A 25,735-nucleotide genomic window follows, 5' to 3' on the forward strand; every position below is an offset into this window, starting at 1 on the left:
ATTTACGCTGGTGGCAGTCAACCCTCATCCGGCTCGGTCCCGGCATCGCCGCGCTTGCTGTAGCGATCCAGCAATTCGCTCACGCCAGGTTCGCGCTCAGGCATCGGCGCCAGGCCACGCAGGCGCCGCAGCTTGGCAAGGAAGGCGCCTCGCTTATACTTGCGGCGGAAGGCGCGGGCGCGGGGATGGATGCCAAGAGCCGCCATCAGCCTGCGCCTGAGATAACTCGATGCCGCCAGGCGAATGGGTTCGCCCGCGCAGCCAAGGATTTTCACGCGCAAGGCGTCTGGCGTCTGCATGGCATCCAGAAGATCCTTCTGTTCCTGCGCATTGTCGCCGAGATAGGAACCCTTGCGTATGCCGGAATGCAACTTGATCACCGTGAGGTGCGGCATCGTCGCGATCACCGCGCCCTTTCGCCATGCCCGAAACAGCCAGTCCTGCGAGCTTTCGCAAAAGCACTGGCTGGCGGGTCGCCAAGGTCCGAGCAGGCTGAACGAAGCGCGGCGAAACATGTGTGCCGAGCCAAATCCTTCCGTCGTGACGGGGTCGTAATAACCATCCTTGCCGATCCCGAAGATCGAATTGACAGGATTGCCGGCCGCCCACGGCGGCTGGATGACGGCACCGCGCGCCAGCACCACGTCGGCGCCCGAGGCGTCGATCCAGCCGGTCATCGCCGCCAAATGGTCGGGAAACCACAGATCGTCGTGGTTGAGCAAGGCGACGAAGCGGCCACGCGCCCTGGCAAAGCCGATATTGTTGGGACCGGACTGTTCGCCGAAATTGACAGGAAGATCGATGTAGACGATGCGGGCATCGTCAAATTCAGCGAGAACGGCCGCCGTATCCGGCCTGCAACCGTCGCCGATGACCAAGGCTTCCCAGTCTTGCAACGTCTGGCGCATGACGCTGGTCAATGCCTGCCGCAGTGCTGCCGGCCGGTTGTGCGTCGCGATCACGATCGAAACCAGCGGTTCGCCGCCGGCCTGATCGCGCTGCGCCGATGCTTCCACGCTACACCAGTCTGTAGGGAATGTGGTCGGTGTCTGGCGGCAGGCGCCAATGGTCGGGCTGATCGTAGGCATAGGCCTTGTCGACGAGGTTGAGCAGCACCGCCGTCTCCGCTCCGAGCGAAACAACACCGTGCCATATTCCGGGTGGAATGATGACGACCGCCGGGCGCAACGGGCCGATAATCTTGTGCCAGACGGCGCCGAAGGTCGGCGAGGCCTTGCGTCCGTCAAACAGCGAAATGCGAACGCTGCCGACGCAGCAGAACAGCCGGTCGGTGGTCACCGCGTGTGCATGCCAGCCAGTCACCGCGCCGGCATACAAGGTGCGTTGGAAGACCTGGCCGACCGGCTCCGAATCGAGCTCCCACTCCTCGCGAAAGATCTCGGTCAGATAGCCGGTGGAGGTTGCGACCGGCCTGATCTCCTTGACCCTCACGCCATCGATCGCCACCGGCTCGATGGGTATCCAGTCAGGCGTGACCACCTGGCCGTCAGCCGTTCCGGTCGCCATCCAGCCTGTCGGTTTTGTCCGGGTTTTTTCCGGCACGGATGCTCCTCCCAATTCAGCGTGATGCGCCATTGGCCAGCACGGTCTGATACGAATTTGACCGGTCGCTGGCAAGTACGCGTCAAGGTTTGCTGATAGGCTTCGATCTCACGGCACTTGATGTTTCCGACGCAATCGGAGGGCCGCATTGCCCAAAACATCGTTCCATCCTACCCAAGCCCGGACCGTTCGCCTGCTTTAATACCCCGGCCATTGGCCAGGACATTGCGATCGACGCGGTGTCGGGCTCGCCTCTGCGGCGATTTTGGCCAGGGAAACGACATTCGGGCAGGGAAAAGACATGGACATTTTCTTGATGGCGGCTTCGCTTGCGCTGGCTGGAATTATTGCCGGCATCTACGTCTCGGGTGTAATCCACGATTTTCGCATCGATGATCTTACCGCCGGCCAGTACATGGCCATGCATCAGATGCGCGACCGGACGTTTACCCGGGTGATGCCGTTCGTCAGGCTGACGACGCTGGTGCTGATCGCGGCGATGGCGATGTTTGCGGTCGATGCCGGCCTGCCGCGCATCCTGACCATCGTCGCCGCGGCGCTGGTGGTGATCGACATTGGCTTCACCGTCAGCCGTCAGGTGCCGCTCAACAAACAGGTGCAGAGCTGGACGCCGGTGACCATCCCCGATGATTGGGCGCAGACGCGCGACAGCTGGGCGGCCAACCACAATTTGCGCCTTGTGCTTGGACTGGCCGAATACGCCTGCCTGTTTGCCGCGGTCATCCTGACGCTCAGCCGGTGATTCAGTTTTTGCGGAACGCCGCGGCATGGGTCGGCACTTCTGCCGGCCGCCGGCGTTGAAAACAGGAGTATTGCCATGCTGCATCACGCTTCATTCAACGCCCGCGATCCGCAGGCCGTCGCCAGCGTCCTTGCCGAAATGCTTGTCGCCACCGCGGTTCGTGCGCCGTCGCCGCCATTTCCTGAGGGCGCATGGTTTGTCTGCCTCGGCGACAATTTCGGCTCGCTGATCGAAATCCTGCCGTGCGGCACGGTTCTGGACCAGCAAGCGCCGCTCGGCATCGGCTTCGACCCGAACATGCGCCTGCGCTCCGGCTCGCATGTGCTGCTCAGCACGCCCAATTCGACCGAAACCATCCAGGGCATTGCCGCCCGCATGGGCTGGCATAGCGAGCTGATCGATGCGCGCCTGTTCAAGGTGCTCAAGGTCTGGGTCGAGGACGAAACCCTCGTCGAATTCCTGACGCCCGAGGTCGCACCGCTGTACCGCGCGAGATTCGGCTGGGGCGGCATGGCGACACTCGACGCCAAGCTGCGCGAGCTGGAGAGCCAGATGGCGGCAGCGCTTGCCGCCAAGGCCGCGAACCAGTCGGGCCGCAAGGATGAGCAACCGGCCGGTGCAATGAGTCCGTGAGCACCGGGGGGCACCTTCTGCTGACCTCCCGAGGAGAGTTCCCAAACGGCCGCCGAGGTCAACCGGCGCCGGCGCTGTCGCCGGCTTCCGCCTTCAGCCAGTTGATGAACGATCTGGCAGGCTCCCAGGCGGAGATGGACGGGTGGACGACGACGTAGTGGTTCCAGTTCGTCGGTATGTCCGTTGTCAGGAGGCGCACGAGCCTGCCGGTGCGCAAATCGCTCTCGACCAGCGACTTCCTCGCGATAGCGACGCCCAGACCGCTGGCCGCCGCTTCGACCGCCAGCAAGGTGCCGTTCAGATTCATGCCGTCGCCAACCGTATCCAGCGGCAGATTGTTTCTCTCGAACCAGTGGCGCCAATTGGCGCCGCTCTCGTCATTTTCGGCCGTCGTGTCGAGGATGCGAAACAGTCGCAGCACATCGTGCTGGTCTCTGACCGGGCCGTTGGCGGCGAGATAGTCGGGACTGACGACAGGAAAGATCGCATCAGCCATCAGCCATTCGGTCTCGACGGCCGGATAGTGTCCGCCGCCGAAGCGCAATGCGATGTCGACTGTTCGCTGCGAAAGGTCGACGACTGCAAGATCCGCATTGATGTCGATCTCTGTTTCGGGATGCTTTTTGCGAAACCTGTGCAGACGCGGGGCCAGCCAGCGCACGGCATGCGAAGGAATGGCGGTGACCCTCAGCCTCGTGCGCTCGTTGCGCGCGACACTCGCGATCGTGCTCTGGATTTCCAGCAGTGCGCGTCTCACGCCCGCGGACAATCTTTCGCCTTCAAGCGTTAGTTCGACGCGGCGGACATGGCGGGTGAACAGAAGCACGCCGAGATCGGCTTCGAGATCGGCGATGCGGTGGCTGAGCGCGCTTGGCGTAACATTCAGCTCATCGCCAGCGCGCTTGAAGCTGCCCAGCCGGGCAATGACCTCGAAAGCCCGAATGGATTCCAGTTGTGGAAGCCGTCTTGTCATCTGCCGTTACCCTATCTTGCCCCTGGGTTTCTTAGCATGAATGAACTAAGCTCATCCATAGCTTCGTAAATAGTCTTTTGTCCAAGTGCGCAAATCATTGTAGCCATCCACTGCCCCCCGATTGCCGCCGTCGGATGAGAGGCCGTTCATGGAACGAGCCTCGACCACGAACGACAGTGAAATGAAGACAATCGCTTGGGAGTACCCCATGACTATTCGACCCCCCGAGTTTGCGCATGCGCGCTTTTCGACCTCCATGTGGCCGCGAGCGGAATGGCGAAACGTCTATTGCGACCTGTTGCGCCGGATGGTGACCGACATGGATTTTAACGTCACGGAGGAAAAGCTCTCCGTCGACGCGACCATCCTGCGGCTGCCGGGCGTCGGCATTGCCGATTCGAGGACCACCGCCTTCCGCACCATCCGTTCCCGCGCCATGGCCAAGGGGACCGATGATTACATTTTCTTCATGTGTCTGGAGGGCGCTGCCACCTTCTCGCATCTCGGCCGCGAGGCCAGCATCGAGGCCGGCCAGGCAATCCTTCTGTCCTCCTCTGATCCGCATGTGATCGAGCGGGCGATGTCGCATCATCTCTTCATCACCATCCCCAAGGCAGCGCTCGGGCCCATGGCTGCGAATGCGGACGCCGCCCTGATGACGCCGATGTCATGCGTGGGCGAAAAGTTCTTGCTGCTGACCAGCTATGTCCGTCTGCTGATGCAGGAGCCGAACCTGGCCGCGTCCGAATTGCGCTGGCTTGCCGCCAAGCACATACAGGACCTTGTCGCGGTCGTGGTCGGGGCAACGCAGGACGCCACCGAGGTCGCCGCAGGCCGCGGCATACGCGCCGCGCGGCTGCGCGCCATCAAAGCCGATATCGAAAGCAATCTGGCTTCCGGCGATGTCGGGTCGGACGCCCTGGCCGGGCGCCACCGCGTCAGCGCGCGCTATATCAGAAAGCTGTTCGAGGGTGAGGGTACCTCGCTGTCGCAGTTCGTGCTTGGCCGGCGGCTGGCGCTGGTTTGCAGCAAGCTAGCCGACCTGCGCCTGGCACACCGCACCATCGGCGCCATCGCCTTCGACGCCGGCTTCGGCGATCTCTCGACCTTCAACCACGCCTTCCGCCGGCATTTCGGCATGACGCCTTCGGAAGCGCGGCAGAGTGCGGCTGTGCACCGCGCCTCGCTGGAGCCCGGCGGCCGAACAGGCCACGCGCGGCAAAGCGCGACGGGTGTTGCGGCCGCATGACCTCAAAACAAAAGCCCGCAGGATCGCTCCCGCGGGCTTTTGGTCGCCTGAGATGGTGTCGCTTCGGGGGAAGCAAAAATCTAAGGAAGGCGGTCGCTTCTTAGGCGCCGCCGCCAGGAATGGGGGGCGCCAGCTTGCTGGCGCCTTTGATGATCTGGCTGAGGAAGTTCTGGTCCTTGCCGCCGGTCGGCGTGGTGCGCGAGATGAAGTCGAAAATCTTGCCGTCCTTCAGACCGTAATTGGCAATCTGGGTGACGCGCCCGTCCTCGCCAAAATAGACCGCGAGCACTTTCTGGTCGACCAGGCGCGGCTTGTCGAAAGCGACATAGCGCTTGCGCGTCTGCGAAATGTAATAGAACGCCTCATTGTCGAAGGTGGCTTTCGTCGATGGCGTGCCGAGCGCCAGAAGCACCTGTTCGCGGCTGGAGCCCACCGGCACCGAATCGACCGCCTGCTGGTCGATAACATAGCCCTGCGTCAGCGTCTCGCTAGGGTTAAGGTCGCCGAACATCTTGGACGAATTGCAGCCCGACAGCGCGGAAGCCACCAGCACCAGCGAAACCGCGGCGGTGGCCCCAGGCAGAAAAGTCGACTTGAATTTCAGCGCGCGCAACAACAACTCCATTAGCTGGCCGCAACTTGCGCTGGGCGGCAAAACCGGTAAACCAGCTTGCTTGCCGATGCAACAAGGCCCATTCAAACAATCGGTCCCCAGGAGACCACCCTCAATGTTCCAGCGCCTTTTTGGCCGCGAACGCAACGCCAACCGCGCTATCACCGAGGCGCTTTACGCACAAATCGTGGCGGCGGCGCGGCAGACCGTGTTTTATTCCCACTGGAATGTGCCGGATACGCCGCTCGGCCGTTTCGAGATGCTGTCGCTGCATATGTTCCTGTTTCAGCACCGGCTCCGCGGCGAAGAGGGCGTCGCGCATGAGGTCGCGCAGGTGCTGATCGACGAGTTCTTTCTCGATGTCGAGCATTCGCTGCGGGAACTGGGCGTTGGCGATGTCGGCGTGCCCAAGCGCATGAAGAGGCTGGCCAAAATGTTCTACGGCCGTACCGCCGCCTATGACGACGCGCTGGAACGCAGCGACCGCGACGCGCTTGCTGCCGCCCTGGCGCGCAATGTCAGACCCGATGCCGGCGCCTGGCCGCAAGCCTTGCCGCTGGCGTCCTATGTAATCGATGCCGCAAGGCAGCTTGAAGCACAGCCGTCCGAATCGATCGTTTCCGGTGCCGTGGCGTTTCCCGTCGCGAAAGCGGAGTGAGGAGGGGAGACCAAGATGAAACATGTGGACACGCCTAGCCCGGTCTCATTTGCGGCCAATGTCGGCCGCCTGCCGCACAAAGGTTTGCAGGTGGTGATCGACGCCGACGCCGCGCAGCGCGCAATGCTTGCGCGCGAGCACGAGCTGCTTTCGGTCGAAAACTACCGTGCTGAGCTTTTGGTGGCGCCGTGGAAGCGCAATGGCGTCAAGGTCAGCGGCCGCGTCGAGGCTGATATCACCCAGGCCTGCATCGTCACCCTTGAGCCGGTCGCGGCCCATATCGACGAGGAGGTCGAGGCGCTGTTCTTGCCCGAACAATCCAAACTCGGACGGCAAGGTTTCGAAGGCGGCGGCGAGATCCTGCTCGACGCCGACGGGCCAGACGGCCCGGAAACATTCTCCGGCGACACGATCGACGTCGGCGCGCTCGCCGAACAGTTCTTCGGGCTGGCGATCGATCCCTATCCGCGCAAGGCAGGCGCCTCTCTCGATGCCGCCGGCCCGGACGAGCCCGTCGAGAATGAATTCCAGCAAAAGCTGCGATCCTTGCTTGGAAAATCCTAAAACACGAAGAGATCGGAGAAAAGCCGGTTGTGCGGCTGCCCAAAACCGCTATTTTCGCCGAACCTTCGCGAGCCCCCGAATTTCGCGAGTTTCGTATTTCTTTCGCGGGCCATGTGCCCTGGCCCAAGCTAGTGAGATAAAGACCGCGTGATCAGGATTTCCATCGATGCCATGGGTGGCGATCACGGGCCAAACGTGGTCATCCCGGCACTCATGACGGTCGCCGTCAGGCGTCCCGACATCCGCTTCGTCATATATGGGCGCGAGGAATTGGTGCGCCCCGAACTCGCCAAATTTCCCAAACTGGCCGAGGTCAGCGAGTTCCACCATTGCGAAGTCGCGGTCAGGATGGACGACAAGCCGAGCCAGGCGCTGCGCCACGGCCGCTGGAAGTCGTCGATGTGGAAGGCTGTCGAAGCAGTCAAGAGTGGCAGCGCGCAGGCCTGCATTTCGGCCGGCAATACCGGCGCGCTGATGGCGATGTCGAAATTCTGCCTGCGCACGATGGCGACCATCGATCGTCCGGCGATCGCGGCGATCTGGCCCACGATGCGCGGCGAGAGCGTGGTGCTGGATGTCGGCGCCACCATCGGCGCCGATGCGCACCAGCTGATCGACTTTGCCATTCTCGGCACCGGCATGGCGCGCTCGGTGTTCGGCATCGACCGGCCGAAAGTCGGCCTGCTCAATGTGGGCGTCGAGGAGATCAAGGGTCAGGAAGAGGTCAAGGAAGCCGGGCGCATGCTGCGCGAGGCCAACATGGCCTCGATGAATTATCATGGCTTCGTCGAGGGTGACGACATCGGCAAGGGCACGGTCGACGTGGTCGTCACCGAAGGATTTGCCGGCAACATCGCGCTCAAGACGGCAGAAGGCACTGTGCGCCAGATCTCAGGCTATCTGCGCGCCGCGATGAACCGCACGCTGATGGCCAGGATCGGCTATGTCTTCGCCAAGGGCGCTTTTGACCGCCTGCGCGAAAAGCTCGATCCGGGCCGCTCCAATGGCGGCGTTTTCCTGGGTCTGAACGGCATCGTGGTAAAGAGCCATGGCGGCGCCGATTCGGACGGTTTCGCGGCGGCCATCGAGCTTGGCTACGACATGGTGCGCAACAATCTGATCGACCGCATCGAGGCCGATCTCGACCTGTTCCATGCGCGCAACCCGCATGCCCAGGCAAACAGGAAATCCGACGCCACCGTCGACGAAAAGGAATAGGAAAGAGCTTTGATCAGATCAGTCGTGCGCGGCACCGGTGCTGCGCTGCCCCGCCGCATCATGAAGAATGCCGATTTCGAAGGCATGGTCGAGACCTCGGACGAGTGGATCGCCCAGCGCACCGGCATCCGCCAGCGTCATATCTCCGCTGATGACGAGACGACGGCGTCGCTGGGCGAGGCGGCGGCGCGCGCAGCGCTCGACAATGCTGGTCTTACGCCTGCCGACATCGACCTGATCGTGCTGGCGACCTCGACGCCCAACAACACCTTTCCGGCGACCGCCGTCGAGATCCAGAACCGGCTCGGCATGCATCACGGCTTTGCCTTCGACCTGCAGGCGGTGTGCTCGGGCTTCGTCTATGCGGTGACCACCGCCGACCTCTACATCAGAGGCGGCCTCGCCAAGCGCGTGCTGGTGATCGGCGCGGAGACCTTTTCGCGCATCCTCGACTGGAGCGACCGCTCGACCTGCGTCTTGTTCGGCGACGGCGCCGGCGCGCTGGTGCTGGAAGCGGATGAGGGCACCGGCGGCATTGCCGACCGTGGCGTGCTGGCGATGAGCCTGCGCTCCGACGGCGCCCACAAGGACAAGCTTTTCGTCGATGGCGGTCCCTCGACCACCGGCACGGTCGGCCATCTCAGGATGGAAGGTCGCGAAGTGTTCAAGCACGCCGTCGGCATGATCACCGACGTCATCGAGGCGACGTTTTCGCAGGCCGGCATAACCGCCGACGACCTCGACTGGTTCGTGCCGCATCAGGCCAATAAACGCATTATTGACGCTTCGGCCAAGAAGCTCGGGATTGCTGAGCAAAAGGTGGTGGTCACCGTCGATTTGCACGGTAACACCTCGGCTGCTTCCGTGCCGCTGGCGCTTTCGGTGGCCGTCGCCGACGGTCGCATCAAGAAGGGTGATCTCGTGCTCCTGGAAGCGATGGGCGGCGGCTTCACCTGGGGCGCGGTTCTCGTTCGCTGGTAAGTGCCGAACGGTCCGGTTTCGGTCCTTGACCTTGCCGGATCAATTACTTAGGCTCTGCCTTTACCTGTATCGATTTATGTTTTTTGAACTGATGGGACGGTCGCATGGGGGGAAAGACACTTACGCGCGCCGACCTTGCCGAAGCTGTTTACCGTAAGGTCGGCTTGTCACGCACTGAATCGGCAGAACTCGTCGAGGCGGTGCTGGACGAAATCTGCGAAGCCATCGTACGCGGCGAGACGGTGAAGCTGTCGTCCTTCGCCACCTTCCACGTCCGTTCCAAGAACGAACGCATCGGCCGCAATCCCAAGACCGGCGAGGAAGTGCCGATCCTGCCGCGCCGGGTGATGACCTTCAAGTCGTCGAACGTGCTGAAAAGCCGTATCCTGCGCTCGCACCAGAACAGCAAGGCCAAGGGCGGCAAATAGGTTCTGCCGCAGGCTTCGGTTGAAAACGCCGGGCCGTTTTGACGCCGGGCTTGAATATTGTTTCATAAACCGCTGAAATGATACCCGATTCGGCAGACTGGGCCGGATCGCCGTCCAGCGTGAGGATTTCGCCCATGGACAAGAGCCCCGACGCTTTCCGCACCATCAGCGAGGTCGCGGAGGATCTCGATCTGCCGCAGCACGTGCTGCGCTTCTGGGAAACCCGTTTCAACCAGATCAAGCCGATGAAGCGCGGCGGCGGCCGCCGCTACTACCGGCCGCAGGATGTCGAACTGATCAAGGGCATCCGCCACATGCTCTACGACCAGGGTTACACGATCAAGGGCGTGCAGAAACTGCTGCGCGAGAACGGCAACCATTTCCTGGTCGCCATCGGCAATGGCGACATGGCTGCCGTCGAAGCGATCTCGCAGCGCAGGCAGGCCGATCAGGTGCCGCTGACGCCAGCCGCCCAGCCGCGCGGCATGGATGACGAGATGCTGGTCGGCCAGCCCAAGGTAAAACCCAGCCGCCGCTTTTTCGGCCTGGGCAAGACCGAGGAGGAAGGTCCGGTCCAGCCCGGCGCATCGAAACTGTCGCGCGACAACCGGGCCTTGCTGCAGGAGGCGCTGTTTGACCTCCTGGAGTGCAAGCGCCTGCTCGACCAGGTGCGCTAACCTTTCCGCTGCCCTCGGGCAAGCAGACCGGAACCGGTTCTGCGGCCATGCGTTTGGCCTTCTCTCAAAAGAAGGAAAAACAATCATGGTATCGCTTTCGACCCTCTCCGATCTCGATCTCGAAAAGCAGGTCGCGACCCTTTCCAAAGAGCTCGCCGCGTTGCGCAAAGTCGTGGCCAAACGCGGCGGTGCTTACTACGAGGACGGGCGCGATGCCGCTTCGGACTATTATGGGCAGCTTGCCGACCTTGTCAGCGATGCGCTGCCGGCGATCAGGAAGCAGGGCAGGGCGATCGAAAAGACGGCGCGCGATCGTCCGGCAACAGCCGCTGCTGTTGGGTTGGTCGTGGTCGGCCTTCTCGCCAGCCTGTTGCTCAGCCGGCGCTAAAACAATTCACGAAAACAAAAAGAAAATGGCGGCCGTCCCGCGGACGACCGCCATTTCCCTGATCTGCGGCCGATTACTTGGCGAGCTTGATCTTGGCCTGCGGCGAAACCTGCGCGGTCTGGCTGCACTTGCCATAGACAGTGCCATTCTTGTCCGTGGCGTCGGTATAGGTGCCTTTGCACTCGATCGAGAGCACCAGGCAATGACCGGAGCCCTTGCAAACCGCGCCGCCGTCGCCCGTGGGATGCGTGCCGTTGGCGAAAGCCGAGGTCGGAACGGAAGCCGAACCGAAGGCCGAGACGATGAGGGCCGCGGCGAGCGTGATGCGCTTGAAGTTGGTCATTTGAGCATTTCCTTCTCTGGATCGAGGATCGCCACCATGGCGTCCTTCTGTGTTGGGATCGCCTTCTCGGCGTCCATGCCGGTTAGTGCGGCCTCCAAAGCAAAGGTTCATGCGTGGTTCGAATTTTCTTCGCGTTTTTTCGCGACGTCGATTTTTAGCCTTCGCCAACGGACGGCGCCTGGCGGGGGCGGCATCGATCATGCATTTTCGCGTGAAGGCCGCTGAGGTAGCGGCGCGGCATCCCATGCGAAGGTCACACCGTGGCGTGCCCAAATGGCCGGCCAAGACCTAGTCCGCGCCCGGCTCTTGTCAGGTGGCGGCAGCAGTCATTGCCGCCACTTGGCACCGCGCTTTCTGCCACTCCCGGCTGCGACTATAACGCCAGTCCAAAGGTACCGGCGGAGGAGACGGGCGTGGTCGCAAATTACATCGACGAGTTCATCATGTTCTGCGCTGGGCTGTGGATGACAGGCGTTGGTTTTGGGCTGCTCCAAAGTCCTTTTCAGGCCCAGAAAGGTCAGCAGCCATGGTGGCTGCAGGTCGCGAAGCATTTCAAATGGATGGGACCGCTTTTGATTTTGATCGCAATAGTGCTCGCGTTCGCGGCGCCGTCCTAGCGGGTTCCGACAGCATTGAGAGACCCGTGGTGTCCTGCAACTGGCAACCGCTGTGTTGTCGGCCTTGCGCCTGATACGTTCGTTGGGGTGCGCTGTGGTTGCTCGCGTTCTGGCGCATCGGCGCCATCGAATCCTGCCTTCAGCTTTTCCACGTGTCGCCTGGCAAAAACCAACGGGAAGGCGGCCTTGGCGAGGACTCCAGGGCCAGCCTTCCCGTTGGGCAAGTCGGCCGTGTCAGGCCTTCTTGGCCTCCACCTTCTTGTGGTGGTGGTGGTGGTGGTGATGGTGATGGTGATGGCGGTGATGCTTGTTGTGATGATGATGATGGTGGTGATGCTTCTTGTGCAGCGGTGCTGCGTCGGCGCTGCTGGCGCCGATGAGCGGCAGAGAGACAGCCAGGGCAAAAGCCAGCCCGAGAGCCGACAGGAGGGACTTCTTCATGACTTCGTTTCCTTTTCTGCGCGGGCTGAATTTGGCCGTCACCGAGCAAGATCGGTGCCGGTGAACCCCGCAGTCATGACTATCGCCTCCGAACTTTTCGACAGTTTTTCCGGACTGTAGAATTTTGTTTCTGGATTGTGTCTGGCGGCTTCGTCGGCAACTTACATCGGCGGAATGACGCCGTTTGTGCCGACAACGACCCGGCCCGCGGTCAGCTTGCCGTCACTGCCGCGCTCGGCGTTGACGAACACCACAGCGCCAGGCTTGAGGTCGGCGGGCGTCGCCGGCGCGAAGGTCACCACCGGCGTCGTCTGCGGGATCGCGATCTGCTTTTTCTGGCCATTGTCGTAGGTCAGCGTCACCGTGCGACCTGCAATCTCGGTGACATCGGCGACCGTGCCGTTGGTCATCCGGCTGTTGGGCTCGAGATCCCACGGGCGGTCGCCTTCGCCGGCGCCCTTCAGCGCGGCCGGGAAGATCACCACCTCGAGCGCGCCGCTGCCGCCATCGGCCTTCGAAACAGAGGCAATGCCGAGGAAATCGCCTTGCTTGATATCCCCGGCATCCGCCTTGGCGACGCCGGAAATCTTCCACCCTTCAGCCAGCGCGATGGCGTCGGTAGCGCCTTCGCGGGTCTTCACCGTCAGCGTCGCTCCGGCAAAGGCGGTCACCGTGCCGCGAATGCGCACGGCCTCGGCGGCTTGCGCCGCGACCATGCTCGCGCCAGCGAGGCCTGAAATCGTGGCGAGCACGATGGCTGATGTCTTGAATGTCATGGATCTGATCCTCTTGGGAAAAGCTGGCCCGATGCGGCTGCCAGCAACATCAGGCTAACGCGCGAGCGGCGCAAAACCGCTGAACACTTCGGCCTGCGGCCCTTCAAAAGAACTTGATTGGGAGATCGGGGCGGAGATCCTATATGTGCCCTGGCGCCTGCGGTTTTGACGCCGGTTCACGATGCTGTGACGGTCGGTTTGGGCCTTGGCAAATCGCCGTCAAGCGGGCATTGTCCCGGCTCTCAGGCAACACCCTATCATTTGATCCAAAACTCTTTAGCCCCATGGAGTTGCCAATGCCCCAAACTGCAAAACACGAACCCTTCTCCAGGCTGGCGGCCGACGTTGCGCTCGAGCACCCCGGCCTCAAAGCCATCCGGGAGACAAAGGGATACAGTATTGAAGAGCTTTCCCTGACCTGCGGTCTGTCGACCAGCGAGATTGCCGACATAGAGAGCGGCAAGGACACCGATTCGACGAAACTTCGTCGGATCGCCGCAGCATTGCAATTGCCGGAAACGGCCCTGATCGATGCCCCGGCGCCCACGGCGCCTGTGGAAAACCGGTCCGTTTCATAAACAACGGCCAAGCGTCGTTCAACAAGCCCGCCATGGTTTGCCCTGGCGGGCTTGTTGCATTCGCCCAACGGCGAATGTCACTTCTTGCTCGGATCGTCCGCCGGGTTGACGTAGGGATCGCGAACGGCCCCTCGCCATGAACCTGGACGATCGTAGCGCTTGTCGTCCAGGCGTAATGGTTCATTCCCTGTGGGGCTACGCCGAAGCCGCCGGCGGTCAGTTCGATGCCCTTGGTCTCGTCGAGCTTGTCGCCCATGCCGATATGAAAATTGCCGGAAATCACCGTCACATATTCCGAGGTGGGATGGTTGTGCGCGGCAATCCTGTAGCCGGCCGGCAGCTTCAACCGCAGCACGTAGATGCCGTCCTTCGAGGGGTCCCCGGCGATGACAGCCACGTCCGCGCCGGCGGGCAGCACAGCAGGAGCAGGGCCCCATTTGATGGCGTTCGCGTTTATCGGCATGTCGTCGGCAAGCAGCGGTGCCGTCCCGATAAGCAGCAGCGCCAGAGCCGAGGCGAGCTTGAGCATGATGATCTCTCCGGTTGGTCGTGGGAGCACAGCATCAGCGCCGGCCCTGATCCATTGCGACCTACCAATGCAGCAGCCCGAACACATCTCCCGCACGGGGGATGCGCCTTGTGTTGCTGACATGCGGCGCGACCCGCCCGGCCTGGTACCGCTGCAGCCGTCGAGGGGCGGGGAGGTTGCCGCCGACCGAGCGTGAAGCTATCCAGTGTGAACGCTAACCGTTTTCGAATGGGACAATGCCGAGATGAGCCTTGAATCCGTGCGCGCCTTCCTGGCTGCCCATGCGCCCGATGTCGAAGTGCTCGTCACCGAAGCGAGTTCCGCGACGGTGGCGCTGGCGGCTGAGGCGCATGGCGTGGAGCCGGCGCAGATCGCCAAGACCATCTGCCTGCGCGTCGGCGGTGAGACCATGCTGATCGTGGCCGGCGGCATGTCGAGGCTCGACAACCGCAAATTCAAGGACCGTTTCGGCGGCAAGCCGCGCATGCTTGACGCCGACGAGGTTGTCGCGATTACCAGCCATCCCGTCGGCGGCGTCTGCCCATTCGGCCTGCCGGCGCCGCTGCCGGTCTATTGCGACGTCTCGCTGCGCGCCTTCGATGAAGTCGTGCCCGCGGCCGGCGCCACCAACGCCGCTGTAAGGCTCAGCCCGCAGCGCATGGCACAGATTGTCGGCGCCGAATGGGTCGATGTGTGCCAGTAGCGAATCGTCGGCTGATTTCAGCAGGAGATTTCTGGGAGCAAAACGACTGCGAGCGCAGCTAGTAGAAGATTGAACGACCCATTATACGTGGCGGAATGAACGACGTTTTTGGTTACATCGCCTATGGTGAGAACGAGCTTTACCATCGCGGCGCGCTGCTCAGCGCCCTCAAGCTTTTGCACCATTGCCCGACCGCCAGAATAACTGTCGCAACGGACAGGCCTGAACTCTTTCGCGGTTATCCCATTGAGACAATGCTTATAACGACCGAACAGAAAGAGCAGTGGTCTTTCGGTGGAAGCTATCATTTCGGCATCAAGGCCGGGACGATGCGTGAGCTTTTGCGGCGAGCTGATCGGCTGCTTTTCATGGACACCGACATGTACCCGGTGGGTGACCCGTCGAAGGGCTTCCACTCGATTTCTGCGATCCACTCCATCATGCGCCTGTGCGAAGGGAAGCACCGCATCTATCAACGTGCGCTGCCGGGCAAGAACATCAGCATCGGTGGCCAGGTTTTGACCGGCCAGGAGCCGATGTGGAACAGCGGCATCGTTGGAATTCACCGAGAAAGCCTCAGTGCTATGGTTGACGCTTTCGCCGCTATCAAGGTGGTTCATGAGGTGACCGACACATGGGCGCCGGAGCAGTTTTGCCTCGGGGTAGCCCTTTCTCAAAACGGCCGAACCATCAGCCCGCATCGCCTGCCGATCCGGCACTACAACACCCGAGGCAAAAAGCAGTTCGCTGAGCCGCGCGTACATGCGTTCTTTAATGCTTACGGCTCGGTGCCAGTCGGCCAGCAGGTTGCAAAGGCCGGTAGATATCGTCTGTGGCGGACGCCCTTGGATTTATGGCATCAGAAGCATAGGAAGTCACTGTGACGGGGTGGCTATGCATGAGGAATCCGTTTCGGTCCAGGCTGCCCTCAAGCGTGATCCTCGGACGTCACACCTATGGGGTGAGCCGGAGGAAGGTGTTTGGAACGTCTGCCGCCACTCCGTTGACCATAGGGGCGTTTTGTTCGGTGGCCGGCAATGTCAGCTTTGAGTGTTCGGGGGGAAGTCACACGCCCTGGGCTGCAACCACATTCCCGATCCATAGCCGCTTGATGGAATCAGTTGATCCCACTGAGCACGGTGGCGAACCCGTGGGCATCACCATTGCCAATGATGTTTGGATCGGCCGCGATGCGCTGATCATGCCAGGCATTCACATCGCCGATGGCGCCATTGTAGCGGCCGGGGCCGTCGTCACCAGGGATGTGCCGCCATACGCCATCGTCGGCGGGGTCCCGGCCAAGCTCATCCGCTATCGCTTTTCAGATGATGTCATTGGGAAGTTGCTGGCGATCCGGTGGTGGGAATGGAGCGACGAGAAGATCAAGCAGGAGGCTGCTTTTCTTACCGGCCCGATCGAATTTTTCTTGGAGCGACATGCCGGTGCGACACCGTAAGAACGCATCTTGCTGGTCGCTGCAGTGGGGCTGAGAAATTGCATGGCCACTTTGGGGGAAGCAGCTAGTCGCCTGTGTTGTTTGGTCGGAGTGGCCGGATTCGAACCGACGACCCCTTGACCCCCAGTCAAGTGCGCTACCGGGCTGCGCTACACTCCGGACCGCGCAAAGCCTTATATTTTCGAGAGTTGTGGTGCAAGGGCTAAAACGGCGCATGTGAACGAGCCGAACGAATATCACCTCGCTTGGCGACAGCGTGCCGAATCGCGGCGGCTCTGCGGATAGCTGAGAAAGTGGGACGCACCCAAATATCCAGGCAAACGTTCAATAGTGAGCACCAACATCCAACTTGTCGATGAAACACCAAGGGGATATGGCTCGCGCTCGAGCGACGAGAAGGATTGGACGTGAACTCCTGCTTTTTTCTTGCGGCTGACGGGGGCTATTTTCCGTATGCATGCTTGACAGCGCGCAGAATATTGGACGTCTCGGCGCCGACGACGCCAGGCTTCATTCTTTACGTTGGCGCAGGCGACGATGACATGCGTGTGGCGCGGCGCCTGCTCAAGGGTCAAGTCGAACTGGTCGACGTTTCGTCGTTCATGGAGAAGGTGAGATCCGGATTTCGCGACAGCGGCATTGCCGCGTTCATTCGACTGTTTGCGGACCAGATACCTGAATTCGAAGCTTATGATCGTATCGCGTACACGGACTGCGACGTGTTGTTCAACCGAGACATTGGCGACCTGACAGGCCAGAAGCTTCAGGCCCCGCTGCTGGCGGCCCATGATGATTATATGTATTTCCTGCCGACCTATCGGCAGAAGCTCTCGATGCAGCCGGGAGCTCCGTACTTCAATTCGGGCGTGCTGCTGTTTGACATGATATCTGTGCGTGCCCAATCGCTTTTGGAGCATACCCGTCAAGTCGCCATCGAGAAAAAGCTGAACGACCAGAACGCGCTAAACATCGCTTTCGAAGGCAAGTGGCAGACGATGCATCCGAACTGGAATTTGATGTCCAACTACACGAAAGAGTATCGATTCTCTCAGGCATACGCCCGGCATTTTTCAGGCAGCAAGCCATGGGGAAGCCAGGTCGGCGTAGAGCTCGACGCCTTGGCGGTCTATCGCGACCTTGCGAAGGACACGCCTTGGCTTCAACGCTTTCGGCAACGCATTCCATTCGAGCGAGGCGTGCTGAAGAGGCTGGGGCGCCGGATCGATGCCGCTCGGGGGCTTCTGCTCAACGATAAGAGAAAGAAACGGCGAGCTTACTATGATGGCCGCAAGACCCACAAGATCTATGCGGAGCAAGCTGATTCCGGGGCCCTGGCTGTCAGTTTCCCAGAAGTACTGGGAGGGTTCGCTTGAGCCGCTACGACGGGCCACAGTCAACGGGCGGGTATTGTAGCATGCAACAGAGATCATGTTTCTTTTTTGCTGCCGACCAAAAATTCTTCCCCTTTGCCTGTCTGGCGGCTCGCCGCGTCCTGGATGTTTCGGCACCGGTCGACGGCTTTATCCTGCACACTGGCATGATCTCCGCCGAAGACCGGGTTGCCGGCGAGCGTTTGCTCGATGGGAGGATCGGCATCATCGACGTGACGAAATTCATGGAGGCGACGAACTTCAACCGTGGAACGCATCCCACCCTTGCGACCTACATCAGGCTGTTTGCCGATCAATTGCCTGAATTCGAGCCATACGACCGCATCGCCTATTCAGACGCCGATGTGCTTTTCAACCGATCGATAGCCGATCTCTGCAACACCCCGCTCAATGCACCGTTGCTGGCCGCTCACGACGAGCAGAGTTACTTCGATGCAAAGTACAGGCAACATCTGCCGATGCAGCCTGGAGCGCCGAAATTCAACGCCGGCGTTCTTCTCTTCAACATGCCCCTGCTCAGGGCTGAGGGGCTTCTGGAGCGTACGCGGCAGCTGGCGTCCGAGCATGTCTACGGAATGGATCAGGGCGCATTGAACGTGGCCTTCGAAGGCCGATGGCAGACGATGCACCCGTTCTGGAACGTGATGACCAACTACAGCAGCCAGATTCCTTTCAGCAGGTGCTATGCTCGGCACTTCGCGTGGGGCAAACCCTGGGAGCCCCGGCCAGTCGGTGTCGAGGTCGACGCCATGGCGGTCTATCGCGACCTGGCGAAAGGCACCCCCTGGGCAGGACGCTTCAGCCGCAGCTGGCCGGTCAAGAGAGGGTTGATGAAGAATTTTGGCCGCAAGTTCGATGCCATCAGCGGCATCTTGTTGAACGACGAGAAGCGCAAACGCAGGGCGAGATTCGACGCCGAAAAGGTCAGCGCCATCTTCGCCGATCAAGCCGACAAATCGATGCTGGCAGTGCAGTATCCCGAGCGGGTGACCGGTATCGCGAGATAATCGTCGGTCGCAATTCGTCCCGAGGGCGGGGCCACTCGAACCCGTCTGCTTTCCCATCGGTTCGGTTGCGCCACCGCCCGCAACCCGCGCTGATGCCTGTATTCCAGCGCGATCGCGCCCCAGATCAGGCCGAGCAGCAGGTAGACATGGCGCCAGTGGTCGATGTCGATGAAGGTGCCGAGCCCGATATTGCCGATGAAAGCGACGTAGGCGCAGAGCAGATAGGGCTGCCACGGCCGGTCGCGCAAAAGGATGCGGAAGCCGGCCGCGATCGTCCACAGCGTCAGCGACAGGAACGAGACGAAGCCGAGCCAGCCATAATCCATCAGCGTCTTCAGCCAGATGTCGTGCGTGTCTTCGCCGAAAATGGTGCCGAACACCAGCGGGCCGATGCCGAGCGGATGTTCGAGCGCCATCTCGAAGCCGATCGTGTAGCGGGCAAAGCGGCCAAGGCGCGCCGTGTCGTAGCTCTGTTCGAGCTGGGCGCGGCTGGAAAACATCTCGCCGACGCCGGGCAGCTGCAGGATGACGATCATGGCGACCACCAGCAGGGTGACGGCGGCAATGCTCATGATGATGACGCGCAGCCGGAACTTGCCGCTGTTGCTTTGCAGGAACAGGGCGCCGGTGAGCAGGATGGCCGAGACGGCGAACATGCCCCAGGCGCCGCGCGAGAAGGAGAAGAAAATGCCAGCGGTGATGATCAGCAGCGGCACCGCCAGAAGCGGCATGCGCGCGATCGAGCCGGTCAACAGGAGATAGAGCAGATAGATGCCGGGCAGCACCAGGAATGGTCCGAACACGTTCGGATCCTGGAAGGCGCCCTGGGCGCGGTCGTATCTGGTGAAGATTTCAGCGCCCGGGAAAGCGTGGAAATAGCCGGCAATGCCGAGCAGCGAGGTCACCACCGCGGAGACGACATAGGCGATGAAGATCAGCCGGTAGAGGCCGGGCTGCACCGCCGTCACCGACGAGAAGAACACCGCGGTGAACGCGAGAAACAGCGAGACGGCGAGATAGAGCGGTGTGTTGGCGAGATCGGCCATCTGCGTCATGGCAATCATGCCGCCGATGTTCATCGTGATCAGCAGCACGAGCAGCGGCACGGCGGCGCGCGATATGCGCAGGCCAAACAGCACCCACACCCCGATCAGCCCGAGCATGAAAAGATCGTAGGGCGCCGGTTCGTCGATGACGAAGCCTGACAGGAAGACGCCGAAAAACACCGCGCCCGAGGATATCAGCGCGATCAGCTTGGCATTGACCGCAGCCTTCGGCACATCATGGGAAATCGCGCTCAATAGGCGTTTTCCGTGTTGAGCAGCCGCAGCGGCGTCATGAGCAGGATGCGCAGATCGAACAGCATCGACCAGTTCTCGATGTAATAGAGGTCGTATTCCGTGCGCATGCGGATCTTCTCATTGGTGTCCATCTCGCCGCGCCAGCCATTGATCTGCGCCCAGCCGGTAACGCCGGGCTTGACCTTGTGGCGGGCGAAATAGCCGTCGACCACCTCATTGTAGAGAAGGTTGTGCGACTGCGCGGCAATCGCATGCGGGCGCGGACCGACCAGTGACAGCGTGCCGAACAGCGAGTTGAAGAACTGCGGCAGCTCGTCGATCGAGCTCTTGCGGATGAAGCGGCCGACGCGGGTGACGCGCGGATCGTTCTTGGTCACCGTCTGCTTGGCGGTCGGGTCGGAGCGGTCGGTATACATGGAGCGGAATTTGTAGACTTCGACGATCTCATTGTTGAAGCCGTGCCGCTTCTGCTTGAACAGCACCGGACCCTTGCTGTCGAGCTTGATGGCGATGGCAGTCGCCAGCATCACCGGTGAAAACAGGATGATGCCGATCAGCGAGAAGACGATGTCGAAGGCGCGCTTGGCGACCGAATCCCAGTCGTTGATCGGCCTGTCGAAGATGTCGAGCATCGGCACCGAGCCGATGTAGGAATAGGCGCGCGGGCGAAACTGCAGCGCGTTGGAATGCGCCGAGAGCCGGATGTCGACCGGCAGCACCCACAGCTTCTTCAGCAGTTGCAGCACGCGCGTTTCGGCAGTCAGCGGCAGCGACACGATCAGCATGTCGATGCGCGCGATGCGGGCGAATTCCATCAGCTCCGAAATGGTGCCGAGCTTGGGATAGCCGGCCACGATCGGCGGCGAGCGCTTGTCGCCGCGGTCATCGAAGATGCCGCAGATACGGATGTCGTTGTCTGGCTGCTTCTCGACCGAGCGGATCAGCATCTCGGCCGCCTTGCCGCCGCCGACGATGACGGCGCGGCGTTCCATGCGGCCGTTGCGCGCCCAGCGCCGGATCAGCTTCGACATCACCAGCCTGAGGCCGAACAGCAGAAGCAGGCCGACGACAAACCAGGTGCCGAACAGCAGACGCGAATAATCCTCCGACATTTTCATGATGAAGGCCGTCAGCGCCATCAGCGCGAAGGTGCCGGCCCAGACCATCAGCACGCGGCCGAGATTGGAGATCGGTCGCATCAAGGCGGAGATCTGGTAGCAATCGCTGACGTCGAGCAGCACCACGGCCACGAATGACGCCGCGGCAATGGTCAGCGGATATTGCCAGGCGAGATAGTTGAAGAAGCCGACAAAGTGGAAGTAGAGCGCGAGCCCCGACAGGAACAGCAAGCCGAATTCGCCTATGCGCAATACGCCGCTGACCATGACCGGCGACATCGTATCGCGCCGGTATTGCGAGGCGACCTGGCGGGCAACACTGTTCATGCCGCCGGGCGTGGGGCTCTCGGCAGGACTGTCGAATTTGCGCACCGCATCGGCCGAAAAGCGGCGCGTGGGGTCGGTCTCGTTCATCGGGTTTCCCACAAGCTTCCGCGATGACGATAGCAGAAAGAGAGCTAAAAAAACCTTGAGACAACTTGTGGTTTTGGAGGGTCGTCTATCTGTTAAGTGCGGCGAAATAGGCCTTTTCGATTTCGGCGGCCATCACATCGGCGCCGAATCGCGCCTTGAGGCTGGCCGTATCGGGCATGACGCGCCGGTAGGCGTCGAGATCGCGCAGCGCTTCACCCACCTTGTCGCCGAGTTGGCGCGGATCGGGACGGATCAGGGCAGGGGATCCCTCACCGAAGATTTCGGGAATGCCGCCGACGGCCGTGGCGATCATCGGCCTGCCGGCCGCTAGCGTCTCCAGAACGATATAGGGCATGGCTTCCGCGCGGGAGGGGACGACGACCAGATCGGCCAGCGAAAATGCCTCCCTGGCTGGCATAGGCGGCAAGAAGCGGACCTGTTTTTCGAGGCCCAGCCGTTTCACCTGCGCATGGTAGCGCGGCAGGTCGTCGCCATCGCCGACCATGACCGCGGTCAAGCGGCGCTCAAGCTGGGACCCGGCCAGCACCAGCGCCTCGATGAAAATGTCAGGCCCTTTGAGGTCGCGCATCATGCCGATGTAGAGCAGGTCGGCTGCGTCGGGCTGTGCGACCACCGGTTCGAACTCGGCGGCGCGCAGGCCGTTATAGACCAGCGTGTTCGGGATAGGCGGTTCGCCGACCTTCTTGCGATAGGTGCGCCGCTCATAGTCGGAGACGAACAGCAGGCAGTCGGTGAAGCGCGCCATGAAGCGCTCGAGCGCGAAGAACAGCTTCCCGGTCGTCGTCGTTTCGTCATAGTGGAGGGAGCCGCCATGCGGCGAATAGAGGCGGGCTACGCGAGACCTAGATACCCGCAACAATGAGCCGAACAGACGGGCATAGGCGCCACCTTTGGCGCCGTGCCCGTGCAACACGTCCGGCCGCAATTCCTTGATGATTCGATAGGTACGCCAGGCCGAGGCGAAGTCGCCCGGCCCGACATGGCGCTGCATCGGCGTGCGATGGATGCCGAGCGCCAGGCTGTCCTTCATCTGGTCGAACAGGCGTTCCTCGTATTCGCCGCCGGTGGTCGAATCGCAGACGATGCCGACAACATGTCCGGCGGCGAGCTGGGCCTCCGTCAGGTCGCGCACATGCCGGAAGATCCCGCCGACGGGTGAGCGAAAGCAGTGGACGATCCTGAGCTGGTCCGCCACGTTGATGTCAGAACAGGCGTTCGCGAACGTAGACCGTGTCGCCCGGCAGCAGCGGATCGGAGGTAACCACCCGGCCTGTCATCACCTTGCCGTTGATGTCGCGGGTGATGTCGACGCTTTCCTGGTTGGCGCGCGGCGAGAAACCTCCGGCAATCGCGATGGCCTTCTGCACGGTGAGGCCCGGCACGTAGGAATACTGGCCGGCGGCGCCCACTTCGCCCATGACGAAGATCGGCCGGTAGCGATCGATCTCGACCGACACGTCGGGGTCGCGCAGATAGCCTTGGCGCAGTTTGTCGGCGAGCGCTTTTTCCAGCTGCTGGGCCGTGTGGCCGCGCGCCGGCACCGCGCCGACCAGCGGGAAGGACATGTAGCCGGACTGATCGACACTGTAGGTGTTGGTCAGACCGTCCTGTTCGAACACGGTGACGCGGACACGGTCGCCGGCGCCGAGCCGATAGGGCTGGTCGAGTACCTCGTGGAAGGCCGCCGGCGTCGGCCGGTAGCTGGAGCAGCCGGCGAGCATCGACACGGCCAGCAGAGCGCGAAACAGACCAGCAGCGCTTTTCATGATCGGACACACACCTTCGTCGCTATGGCCGCCAGGACACGGCGGCAAACCTTAAGGATCTGGGTTCGTTATCATCCTGTTAGGGTTAATGGCCGGTAAAGGGACGCGGCCGATTTGGCGGCAATCGACAAAAAGCCGTATAGTTTTGCTGGCTTTGTTTACCGGATGTCAGCAAACCCTAACAGCTGCTTACCGCGATCTTAACGGCTGAGTTACCATAGTTGTTTACGCTACCATCTAGCCTCATGTCCGGAGCAGGAATGCATGTCCGACCAGTCCGCGGCCGCAGATGTCGATGTCGACCTGAGACAGCTCTTCGCCAGCCTGGCGCGGAACTGGCTGCGCGTTCTTGTGATCACGCTTCTCGTCACTGGTCTCGCCTTCGCGTTCGCGTGGCTTGCCACGCCACATTATAAGGCCACGACGCAGCTGAAAATCCAGTTGAGCGAATCGGCCTATACGCGGCCTGCCGGCACCAATGAAGACGACAAACCTGTGCTCGATGCGGAAGGTGTAGCAACCGAGGTTCAGGTCATTTCCTCGTCCGACATTCTCAAGCAGGTGGCTGCCGACCTTAAGCTGGGCGACAAGCCCGAGTTCAACTATGCGCTCGGCATGTCGCCGGTCACCCGGCTCCTGGTCATTGCCGGGCTGAAGAGCGATCCGGAAGAAATTCCGCTCGAAGAGCGCGTGCTGACGAAGATGCGCGACAAGCTCAATGTTTATGGCGTGGAAAAGACCCGCGTCATCGCCGTCGAATTTTCCTCTGAAGATCCCCAGCTTGCCGCTGACATTCCGAACGCTATCGCCAAGGCCTACCTGGCCTATCAGGCGGACGCCAAGACCAAGTCGAACGCCGCCGCGACCGCCTTCCTCGGGCCGGAAATCGACGATCTGCAGAAGCAGGTCAGGGATGCAGAGGCCAAGGTCGCGGCCTTCCGTTCCGCCCAGTCGGACCTGTTGATGGGCGGCAACAATTCGGTGCTGGCGACACAGCAATTGTCCGAGCTATCGACCGAACTGTCGCGTGTGCGCGCCAGCCGCGCTTCGGCCGAGGCGACGGCCGAAAGGGTGCGCCAGGCTTTGCAGAATGGCGGTTCGCTGGACGCTGTACCCGAAGTGCTGTCTTCCGATCTGATCCAGCGGCTGCGTGAGCGTCAGATCGAGCTCAGAACCAACATCGCCGATCTTTCCACCACCTTGCTCGACAACCATCCCCGCCTGCGGGCGATGAGGTCGCAGCTTGCCGATCTCGACGGCCAGATCCGCAACGAAGCGCAAAAAATCATGCGCGGGTTGCTGACGCAGGCGCAGACCGCCCAGGCGCGCGAAAACCAGCTGATATCGGACGTCAACAAGCTGAAAGCGGCGTCGTCGCGGGCCGGCGAGGAGCAGGTCCAGCTGGATGCGCTGCAGCGCGAGGCGAACGTCCGGCGCCAGCAGCTTGAATCCTATATGGCGAGCTTCCGCGAAGTGTCCTCGCGCAAGAATTACCTGCCGGTCGATGCCAGCGTGTTTTCCGAGGCGCGCGTGCCGTCGGAACCCTATTTCCCCAAGCTCGTGCCGATCGTCGGCGCCGCCTTAGTCGGCTCGCTGCTGCTGATGTCGGTCATCACGCTGCTGCAGGAGCTGTTTTCCGGCCGCGCCATGCGTCCGGCCCCAGGGGCGCGCTTCGAGCGTATCGAGCAGGTTGCGATGCCGGCAATGTCGGCGCCGGTCGTCCACCCGGAACCGGCTCCTGAGGTCGTGGAAGTGGACGATCAGCCGACGACCGTGGAGTCTGAACTGGTGCCAGAGCCCGAGCCGGCTCCTTCAGTGCTGGAAGGAGCAGCGGCTGCCGGTTCCGAACCGCAAGCCGAACCTGTCCGCTCCAGCCTTGGCGAGATCGATGTCGAGAAGGCGGCGGAAAAGCTGATCGCCAGCGGTGCTGCGCGCGCCATCTTCGTGTCGCCCGAAGGCGATGAGGCGGCTGCATCGGCAGTGCTGGTAGCGCGCGAAGTCTCCGACGCTGGCCTGCGCGTGCTGCTGCTCGATCTCACGGCGTCAGGTGCCGCCTCGCGGCCGATGCTGGACAGCGGACTTTTCCCCGGCATCACCAATCTGCTGGCTTCGGAAGCGCAGTTCAGCGACGTCATCCACGCCGACCTCTATTCGGACTGCCATGTCGTTCCCGTCGGCACCGCCGATCCGGTTCGCGCCATGCGCGCCGCCGACCGGCTGCCGATCATCATGCAGTCGCTGACCACCGCCTATGATCTGGTCATCGTCGAATGCGGACCGGCCGATGCGCAAGGCATCAGCCGACTGGTCGGCGACAGCACCGAGGTCTTCATGTCCATGCTGCAGGCGGACGATGAGGTGGCGCAGGCCGCCGTCGAGCTGATCGAAAGCGGCTATCCCGACCTCACTCTGGTGACGCCGATCGGCCACGAGACGCCGGGTAACCCCGTGCCGGGACGACGTAGCGCCGCCTGAGACATCAGACAATTCGACTTAGGCGGCGCTACTACGGATCGGCTCGTCCATCGCCCGCCGGCTCCCGAAAAACCAAGCCTGTCAGTCGGCG

At 61.8% G+C, this 25,735-nt stretch carries 29 protein-coding genes, 1 tRNA gene and 1 pseudogene; 18 read left to right on the forward strand and 13 right to left on the reverse strand.

Going from position 1 to position 25,735, the window contains the following annotated elements:
- Positions 1-17: 17 nt before the first annotated feature.
- Together X726_RS157535 and X726_RS157530 are read right to left on the reverse strand one after the other, a co-directional pair.
- A complete protein-coding gene (locus X726_RS157535; RefSeq protein WP_023669362.1) occupies positions 18-1,016 on the reverse strand; it encodes a glycosyltransferase family 2 protein in 999 nt (332 codons plus the stop codon).
- Position 1,017: 1 nt separating this feature from the next.
- Positions 1,018-1,563 (reverse strand): dTDP-4-dehydrorhamnose 3,5-epimerase family protein, encoded by a 546-nt coding sequence (locus X726_RS157530; protein WP_245259899.1) that lies wholly within the window; start codon positions 1,561-1,563, stop codon positions 1,018-1,020.
- A 301-nt stretch (positions 1,564-1,864) separates the two neighbouring features.
- On the opposite strand from X726_RS157530, the gene X726_RS157525 reads away from it, so the two are divergent.
- Both X726_RS157525 and X726_RS157520 read left to right on the forward strand, forming a co-directional pair.
- The gene (locus X726_RS157525; RefSeq protein ID WP_023669364.1) at positions 1,865-2,326 is read left to right on the forward strand and encodes a DUF1772 domain-containing protein; all 462 of its coding nucleotides are present in this window, start codon (positions 1,865-1,867) and stop codon (positions 2,324-2,326) included.
- Positions 2,327-2,401: 75 nt separating this feature from the next.
- Positions 2,402-2,959 (forward strand): hypothetical protein, encoded by a 558-nt coding sequence (locus tag X726_RS157520; RefSeq protein ID WP_023669365.1) that lies wholly within the window; start codon positions 2,402-2,404, stop codon positions 2,957-2,959.
- A gap of 58 nt (positions 2,960-3,017) precedes the next feature.
- On the opposite strand, the gene X726_RS157515 is transcribed toward X726_RS157520, so the two are convergent.
- A complete protein-coding gene (locus X726_RS157515; protein ID WP_023669366.1) occupies positions 3,018-3,932 on the reverse strand; it encodes a LysR substrate-binding domain-containing protein in 915 nt (304 codons plus the stop codon).
- 208 nt (positions 3,933-4,140) lie between these two features.
- Here X726_RS157515 and X726_RS0134990 point away from each other — a divergent pair, with 208 nt between their 5' ends.
- On the forward strand, positions 4,141-5,181 hold the full coding sequence (locus X726_RS0134990; protein ID WP_198037304.1) for a helix-turn-helix domain-containing protein: 1,041 nt from the start codon (positions 4,141-4,143) through the stop codon (positions 5,179-5,181).
- Positions 5,182-5,281: 100 nt separating this feature from the next.
- Here X726_RS0134990 and X726_RS157510 read toward each other — a convergent pair whose 3' ends face one another.
- Positions 5,282-5,794, reverse strand: coding sequence for an outer membrane protein assembly factor BamE (locus tag X726_RS157510; protein WP_023669368.1), 513 nt, complete (start codon positions 5,792-5,794; stop codon positions 5,282-5,284).
- A gap of 115 nt (positions 5,795-5,909) precedes the next feature.
- Between X726_RS157510 and X726_RS157505 the strand changes: the two genes are divergently transcribed.
- From X726_RS157505 to X726_RS157475, 7 genes are all read left to right on the forward strand, one after another.
- Positions 5,910-6,452, forward strand: coding sequence for a ubiquinol-cytochrome C chaperone family protein (locus tag X726_RS157505; RefSeq protein ID WP_023669369.1), 543 nt, complete (start codon positions 5,910-5,912; stop codon positions 6,450-6,452).
- Positions 6,453-6,467: 15 nt separating this feature from the next.
- Positions 6,468-7,016, forward strand: a complete 549-nt coding sequence (locus X726_RS157500; RefSeq protein WP_023669370.1) for a DUF177 domain-containing protein — start codon at positions 6,468-6,470, stop codon at positions 7,014-7,016.
- A gap of 147 nt (positions 7,017-7,163) precedes the next feature.
- The gene (gene plsX / locus X726_RS157495) at positions 7,164-8,234 is read left to right on the forward strand and encodes a phosphate acyltransferase PlsX (protein WP_023669372.1); all 1,071 of its coding nucleotides are present in this window, start codon (positions 7,164-7,166) and stop codon (positions 8,232-8,234) included.
- A gap of 9 nt (positions 8,235-8,243) precedes the next feature.
- Positions 8,244-9,215 carry a beta-ketoacyl-ACP synthase III gene (locus X726_RS157490; RefSeq protein WP_023669373.1) on the forward strand — a complete coding sequence of 324 codons (972 nt, stop codon included), beginning with the start codon at positions 8,244-8,246 and terminating at the stop codon, positions 9,213-9,215.
- Positions 9,216-9,319: 104 nt separating this feature from the next.
- A complete protein-coding gene (locus X726_RS157485; protein ID WP_006201891.1) occupies positions 9,320-9,643 on the forward strand; it encodes an integration host factor subunit alpha in 324 nt (107 codons plus the stop codon).
- Between the two features lie 134 nt (positions 9,644-9,777).
- Positions 9,778-10,320 (forward strand): MerR family transcriptional regulator, encoded by a 543-nt coding sequence (locus X726_RS157480; RefSeq protein ID WP_023669374.1) that lies wholly within the window; start codon positions 9,778-9,780, stop codon positions 10,318-10,320.
- Positions 10,321-10,405: 85 nt separating this feature from the next.
- Positions 10,406-10,708: a hypothetical protein gene (locus tag X726_RS157475; RefSeq protein WP_023669375.1), complete on the forward strand. Its 303-nt coding sequence runs from the start codon at positions 10,406-10,408 to the stop codon at positions 10,706-10,708.
- A 73-nt stretch (positions 10,709-10,781) separates the two neighbouring features.
- Here the strand turns inward: X726_RS157475 and X726_RS157470 are convergent, their stop codons facing one another.
- Complete coding sequence (locus X726_RS157470) at positions 10,782-11,051, reverse strand: hypothetical protein (protein WP_023669376.1); 270 nt, start codon at positions 11,049-11,051, stop codon at positions 10,782-10,784.
- Between the two features lie 413 nt (positions 11,052-11,464).
- Here X726_RS157470 and X726_RS157465 point away from each other — a divergent pair, with 413 nt between their 5' ends.
- Positions 11,465-11,668, forward strand: a complete 204-nt coding sequence (locus tag X726_RS157465; protein WP_023669377.1) for a hypothetical protein — start codon at positions 11,465-11,467, stop codon at positions 11,666-11,668.
- 234 nt (positions 11,669-11,902) lie between these two features.
- On the opposite strand, the gene X726_RS1000000168790 is transcribed toward X726_RS157465, so the two are convergent.
- Together X726_RS1000000168790 and X726_RS157455 are read right to left on the reverse strand one after the other, a co-directional pair.
- On the reverse strand, positions 11,903-12,109 hold the full coding sequence (locus tag X726_RS1000000168790) for a hypothetical protein (RefSeq protein WP_084559020.1): 207 nt from the start codon (positions 12,107-12,109) through the stop codon (positions 11,903-11,905).
- Between the two features lie 161 nt (positions 12,110-12,270).
- Positions 12,271-12,885, reverse strand: a complete 615-nt coding sequence (locus X726_RS157455) for a hypothetical protein (protein WP_023669379.1) — start codon at positions 12,883-12,885, stop codon at positions 12,271-12,273.
- A 296-nt stretch (positions 12,886-13,181) separates the two neighbouring features.
- Between X726_RS157455 and X726_RS157450 the strand changes: the two genes are divergently transcribed.
- Entirely contained in the window at positions 13,182-13,463 is a 282-nt protein-coding gene (locus X726_RS157450) for a helix-turn-helix transcriptional regulator (protein WP_023669380.1), read from the forward strand.
- A gap of 181 nt (positions 13,464-13,644) precedes the next feature.
- Here the strand turns inward: X726_RS157450 and X726_RS1000000172365 are convergent.
- A pseudogene (locus X726_RS1000000172365) lies at positions 13,645-14,115 on the reverse strand (cupin domain-containing protein); the annotation flags it as partial.
- A 121-nt stretch (positions 14,116-14,236) separates the two neighbouring features.
- Here X726_RS1000000172365 and X726_RS157445 point away from each other — a divergent pair.
- From X726_RS157445 to X726_RS1000000171615, 3 genes are all read left to right on the forward strand, one after another.
- Entirely contained in the window at positions 14,237-14,695 is a 459-nt protein-coding gene (locus X726_RS157445; RefSeq protein ID WP_023669382.1) for a YbaK/EbsC family protein, read from the forward strand.
- Positions 14,696-14,790: 95 nt separating this feature from the next.
- A complete protein-coding gene (locus X726_RS157440; protein WP_023669383.1) occupies positions 14,791-15,579 on the forward strand; it encodes a hypothetical protein in 789 nt (262 codons plus the stop codon).
- A 266-nt stretch (positions 15,580-15,845) separates the two neighbouring features.
- Entirely contained in the window at positions 15,846-16,151 is a 306-nt protein-coding gene (locus X726_RS1000000171615; RefSeq protein WP_050587086.1) for a CatB-related O-acetyltransferase, read from the forward strand.
- 82 nt (positions 16,152-16,233) lie between these two features.
- Here X726_RS1000000171615 and X726_RS157430 read toward each other — a convergent pair.
- A tRNA-Pro gene (locus tag X726_RS157430) sits at positions 16,234-16,310 on the reverse strand.
- Between the two features lie 248 nt (positions 16,311-16,558).
- Between X726_RS157430 and X726_RS1000000168050 the strand changes: the two genes are divergently transcribed.
- Both X726_RS1000000168050 and X726_RS157425 read left to right on the forward strand, forming a co-directional pair.
- Positions 16,559-17,524 (forward strand): glycosyltransferase, encoded by a 966-nt coding sequence (locus tag X726_RS1000000168050; protein WP_210164288.1) that lies wholly within the window; start codon positions 16,559-16,561, stop codon positions 17,522-17,524.
- Complete coding sequence (locus X726_RS157425) at positions 17,521-18,549, forward strand: glycosyltransferase (protein WP_156940636.1); 1,029 nt, start codon at positions 17,521-17,523, stop codon at positions 18,547-18,549. The genes X726_RS1000000168050 and X726_RS157425 overlap by 4 nt, the downstream gene beginning before the upstream one ends.
- On the opposite strand, the gene X726_RS157420 is transcribed toward X726_RS157425, so the two are convergent.
- The 4 genes from X726_RS157420 to X726_RS157405 all read right to left on the reverse strand — a co-directional run bounded on the left by X726_RS157420 (position 18,486) and on the right by X726_RS157405 (position 23,169).
- Positions 18,486-19,850, reverse strand: coding sequence for an O-antigen ligase family protein (locus X726_RS157420; protein WP_023669387.1), 1,365 nt, complete (start codon positions 19,848-19,850; stop codon positions 18,486-18,488). The genes X726_RS157425 and X726_RS157420 overlap by 64 nt on opposite strands.
- Positions 19,847-21,382 (reverse strand): undecaprenyl-phosphate glucose phosphotransferase, encoded by a 1,536-nt coding sequence (locus tag X726_RS157415; protein ID WP_023669388.1) that lies wholly within the window; start codon positions 21,380-21,382, stop codon positions 19,847-19,849. Before X726_RS157415 ends, X726_RS157420 begins: the two co-directional genes overlap by 4 nt.
- An 85-nt stretch (positions 21,383-21,467) precedes the next feature.
- The gene (locus tag X726_RS157410; RefSeq protein ID WP_023669389.1) at positions 21,468-22,598 is read right to left on the reverse strand and encodes a glycosyltransferase; all 1,131 of its coding nucleotides are present in this window, start codon (positions 22,596-22,598) and stop codon (positions 21,468-21,470) included.
- Positions 22,599-22,605: 7 nt separating this feature from the next.
- A complete protein-coding gene (locus X726_RS157405; protein ID WP_023669390.1) occupies positions 22,606-23,169 on the reverse strand; it encodes a polysaccharide biosynthesis/export family protein in 564 nt (187 codons plus the stop codon).
- A 264-nt stretch (positions 23,170-23,433) separates the two neighbouring features.
- Between X726_RS157405 and X726_RS157400 the strand changes: the two genes are divergently transcribed.
- Positions 23,434-25,644: an exopolysaccharide transport family protein gene (locus X726_RS157400; protein WP_023669391.1), complete on the forward strand. Its 2,211-nt coding sequence runs from the start codon at positions 23,434-23,436 to the stop codon at positions 25,642-25,644.
- The last annotated feature ends 91 nt before the right edge of the window (positions 25,645-25,735 follow it).

It is taken from the genome of Mesorhizobium sp. LSJC285A00 (assembly GCF_000503155.1).
GTDB lineage: Bacteria > Pseudomonadota > Alphaproteobacteria > Rhizobiales > Rhizobiaceae > Mesorhizobium.

Excerpts from the sequence above, each read along its gene's own strand:
- X726_RS157525 (WP_023669364.1), top strand. The coding sequence starts at position 1,865 with ATGGACATTTTCTTGATGGCGGCTTCGCTTGCGCTGGCTGGAATTATT.
- X726_RS157520 (WP_023669365.1), top strand. The coding sequence starts at position 2,402 with ATGCTGCATCACGCTTCATTCAACGCCCGCGATCCGCAGGCCGTCGCC.
- X726_RS157515 (WP_023669366.1), bottom strand. The coding sequence starts at position 3,932 with ATGACAAGACGGCTTCCACAACTGGAATCCATTCGGGCTTTCGAGGTC.
- X726_RS0134990 (WP_198037304.1), top strand. The coding sequence starts at position 4,141 with ATGACTATTCGACCCCCCGAGTTTGCGCATGCGCGCTTTTCGACCTCC.
- X726_RS157505 (WP_023669369.1), top strand. The coding sequence starts at position 5,910 with ATGTTCCAGCGCCTTTTTGGCCGCGAACGCAACGCCAACCGCGCTATC.
- X726_RS157500 (WP_023669370.1), top strand. The coding sequence starts at position 6,468 with ATGAAACATGTGGACACGCCTAGCCCGGTCTCATTTGCGGCCAATGTC.
- X726_RS157485 (WP_006201891.1), top strand. The coding sequence starts at position 9,320 with ATGGGGGGAAAGACACTTACGCGCGCCGACCTTGCCGAAGCTGTTTAC.
- X726_RS157480 (WP_023669374.1), top strand. The coding sequence starts at position 9,778 with ATGGACAAGAGCCCCGACGCTTTCCGCACCATCAGCGAGGTCGCGGAG.
- X726_RS157475 (WP_023669375.1), top strand. The coding sequence starts at position 10,406 with ATGGTATCGCTTTCGACCCTCTCCGATCTCGATCTCGAAAAGCAGGTC.
- X726_RS157470 (WP_023669376.1), bottom strand. The coding sequence starts at position 11,051 with ATGACCAACTTCAAGCGCATCACGCTCGCCGCGGCCCTCATCGTCTCG.
- X726_RS1000000168790 (WP_084559020.1), bottom strand. The coding sequence starts at position 12,109 with ATGAAGAAGTCCCTCCTGTCGGCTCTCGGGCTGGCTTTTGCCCTGGCT.
- X726_RS157455 (WP_023669379.1), bottom strand. The coding sequence starts at position 12,885 with ATGACATTCAAGACATCAGCCATCGTGCTCGCCACGATTTCAGGCCTC.
- X726_RS157450 (WP_023669380.1), top strand. The coding sequence starts at position 13,182 with ATGCCCCAAACTGCAAAACACGAACCCTTCTCCAGGCTGGCGGCCGAC.
- X726_RS157445 (WP_023669382.1), top strand. The coding sequence starts at position 14,237 with ATGAGCCTTGAATCCGTGCGCGCCTTCCTGGCTGCCCATGCGCCCGAT.
- X726_RS157440 (WP_023669383.1), top strand. The coding sequence starts at position 14,791 with ATGAACGACGTTTTTGGTTACATCGCCTATGGTGAGAACGAGCTTTAC.
- X726_RS157415 (WP_023669388.1), bottom strand. The coding sequence starts at position 21,382 with ATGAACGAGACCGACCCCACGCGCCGCTTTTCGGCCGATGCGGTGCGC.
- X726_RS157405 (WP_023669390.1), bottom strand. The coding sequence starts at position 23,169 with ATGAAAAGCGCTGCTGGTCTGTTTCGCGCTCTGCTGGCCGTGTCGATG.
- X726_RS157400 (WP_023669391.1), top strand. The coding sequence starts at position 23,434 with ATGTCCGACCAGTCCGCGGCCGCAGATGTCGATGTCGACCTGAGACAG.